The sequence below is a fragment of the uncultured Sulfitobacter sp. genome (assembly GCF_947502895.1).
GTDB lineage: Bacteria > Pseudomonadota > Alphaproteobacteria > Rhodobacterales > Rhodobacteraceae > Sulfitobacter.
This window is the reverse complement of sequence record NZ_CANNBM010000014.1, coordinates 1-3,094: the sequence shown is the minus strand read 5'-3', so window position 1 is coordinate 3,094 and position 3,094 is coordinate 1. Positions and strand designations below refer to the sequence as shown.

The 3,094-nt window shown below is 60.5% G+C and carries 3 protein-coding genes; all 3 read right to left on the bottom strand.

All coding sequences use genetic code 11. The annotated features are described in order from the left end of the window. Positions 1–27: 27 nt before the first annotated feature. The gene (locus tag Q0903_RS19700; RefSeq protein WP_299418053.1) at positions 28–1,338 is read right to left on the bottom strand and encodes a TRAP transporter large permease; all 1,311 of its coding nucleotides are present in this window, start codon (positions 1,336–1,338) and stop codon (positions 28–30) included. Next, the gene (locus Q0903_RS19695; protein WP_299418051.1) at positions 1,338–1,841 is read right to left on the bottom strand and encodes a TRAP transporter small permease; all 504 of its coding nucleotides are present in this window, start codon (positions 1,839–1,841) and stop codon (positions 1,338–1,340) included. The genes Q0903_RS19700 and Q0903_RS19695 overlap by 1 nt, the downstream gene beginning before the upstream one ends. 223 nt (positions 1,842–2,064) lie before the next feature. Next, the coding region (locus Q0903_RS19690) for a TRAP transporter substrate-binding protein (RefSeq protein ID WP_299418049.1) at positions 2,065–3,094 on the bottom strand (1,030 nt) is incomplete at its 5' end.

Genomic DNA, 3,094 nt, shown 5'->3' with positions numbered 1-3,094 from the left:
GCACTTTTAGTATTTTTAGGTTTTATATTATCTGAATGTTTTTGCGGTTTCTGGCAGCCATAGTGCGATGTCTGGGATGATGAAGACGGCGATTATGAGGATGAGTTGTGCGATGACGAAGGGTATGACGCCTTTGTAGATGGAGGAGAGTTTGACGTTTGGGACCATGCCTTTGATGACAAAGACGTTCATGCCGATGGGGGGTGTGATGAGGCCCAGCTCGACGACCATGACGACGATGATGCCGAACCAGACGGGATCGAACCCCAGATCGGTGATGATGGGAAAGAAGATCGGTACGGTCAGCAGGATCATCGCCAGCGCGTCCAGAAAGCAGCCCATCACGAGATAGATCAGCAAGATCACCGCCATCACCGCCATGGGATGCATGTCCAGCCCCGAGACGAACCCCGACAGCGCCGCGGCGATGCCCGAGAAGACCATGAGGTTGTTCAGCGTCAGCGCGCCGATGAGGATGGTAAAGATCATGGCCGTGGTTTTGACCGTCTCCATCAACGCATCGCGGGTATTGACGCGGGTCATGCGGCCGCGCAGGGCCGAGATGCCAAAGGCGCCGACAGCGCCGATGCCCGCGGCTTCGGTCGGGGTGAAGACGCCAAAATAGATGCCCCCGATGACCAGGGCAAACAGCAAGATGATCGCCCATGTGCGGCCCAGTGCGGCGATCTTTTCGCGCAGCGGCACACGCGGGCCCGCAGGGCCCATTTCAGGGTTGAGGCGCGTGACCACGACAACCACCAGCATAAAGCCCACAATCGTCAGCACACCGGGCAGAAAGCCCGCGATGAACAGATCCCCGATGGAGGTCTCGGTCAGCACGCCGTAAAGCACCAGCACCACCGAGGGCGGGATCAGGATGCCGATGATGCCGCCTGCGGCCACCGATCCGGTGGCGAGGCTTTCGGCGTAGTTGTACCGCTTCATTTCGGGCAGGGCGACTTTGGACATGGTTGCAGCCGTCGCCACGGACGAGCCGCAGATCGCGGCAAATGCCCCGCACGCGCCCACTGTGGCCAGCGCCAGCCCGCCGCGGAAGGCCCCGAACCAGGCGTTAAACGCACCATAAAGCTCCTGACTGAGGCCCGAGCGCGCGGCCACAGCCCCCATCAGCACAAACAGCGGCACAATCGACAGATCATAGGTGACAGTCGTCTCGTAGACGGTGGTGCCGAACAGTGACAGCGACGGGCCCAGCCCGATGATCATCGACATACCTGCCAGCCCGCACAGCCCCATGGCAAAGCCGATGGGCACGGTGAGGATCAACAAAACAAACAGGGCCGCAAAACTCAGCGTGCCAATCAAAAGCGGGTCCATCAGACTTCCATATCCACATCAAATTCAGGGGTCTTTTTCGTCAGCGCAGGTATGAACAGCTGGGCAATCGCCACAGCGGCAGCCATGGCCGCGGCAAAGGCCATCAGCGCGACCACAGGCCAGATCTGCACAAACAACACATCCGTCGCCAACCCGTCGCGGCGGAAGTTCATTGCGCGGTCCCACAGGCGCCAGGCGATCAGCGAGATAAACGCCGCCCCGCAGAGCGACGCAAACAGCGCAAACATCCGGCGCACCCGTGGCGGGGCGAGGGTATCGGCAATGTCCACAGCGATATGGCCGCGCTCCAGCGTGGTGATGGCCAGCCCGAGCAGCACCAGCAGGCCCATGCCCAGCTGGATCATCTCGACTGCAAAGGTGACAGGCGCGTTGAAGAAATAGCGGCCGAGCACATCGGCAAAGGTGGTCAGCATGACCAGCACAAGAATGACACAGGCAAATCCTGCCAGTGCGTTGGAGATGTTTTTCAAAAGAGCTTCCACAGGGCGGGGTCCTTGCACGGCAGGGTCGGGTAAGAGCAGGGTCGGGTAGAGCAGGGTCGGGTAAGAGCGGGGCGGATCAGGGGGCGAGATCGGGCACGGACCTGACGGATTTACCGCCGGTGATCCGCCGCATGTCACACCGCTAGCGCCCGCGTTTCTGGCCCAAAATACCCGCCCGAATGACACGTGGCGCCCGCACTTGTGCAGACGCCACGCGGCCTTTTCAGTTGCTGTATTTCGCAATCGTTGCTTTGAGATCGGCCAGCAGGGCTGTGCCGTCAAGGCCGGCTGCATCCGCTTTTGCGATCCAGTCGGCGTCCATGAACGCAATCTTTGCAGCCCATTTCTCCAGCTCGGCACCGTCCAGCGTGTGGAAGACGCCGCCCTGTTCCTCGGCCGCCTTGCGGCCCAGCGTATCGGCATCATCCCATGCCGCGCCAAGGATTTTCGCGCCGTTCACGCCGCCCACATCCGCCAGCACCTGTTTGTGCGCGTCCGACAGACTGTCGTATTTGGCGGGGTTCATCATCACGGCAAAAGGTGTGGTGTACAGACCACCGGGGATTTCGAGGTGATAGTTCACCAGCTCGCCCAGACGGAAACCCGCGATGGATTCAAACGGGAACATGGCGCCATCGGCCACGCCTTTCTGGATCGCCTCGTAGGATTTTGGCGCAGGCATTGCCACAGGGGTCGCCCCCAGTGCCTCGGCCATGCGCACACCGCCGCCGCCCACGCGCAGCTTGACACCCGCAAGATCATCAAGGGTTTTGACAGGCTCTTTGGTGTGCACCGCACCGGGGCCATGCACGAACATGGTGATGATTTTGACGTCCTTGAACTCGGCGTCGAAACCTACGTTGCGGTCATACCAGTCATAGGCGGCCTGCGATCCGACCTCGGCACTGGGCGACAGGAAAGGCAGCTCGGCACCGCGCAAAATCTCGAAAGGACCAGGCGTGTAGGCAACCACGTGATAGGACATATCGGCCGCCCCGTCGCGCACCACATCATACTGGCCGGGGGGCTTGGCAATAGGGGCCGGATCAATCTTGATCTTCAACGTACCCCCGGATGCCTCCTCAACAGCTGCAATCCACGTCGGCAACGCAACCGCCGTATGGTGATGCTTGGGCGGCAACCACGTCGACATCCGCAACGTCACCGTGTCCGCAAATGAAGCAGTCCCACCCAAAACAAACGCAAAAGCAGCCCCAAGTAAACTACCCCCAAATACTAAACGACGTCCCATA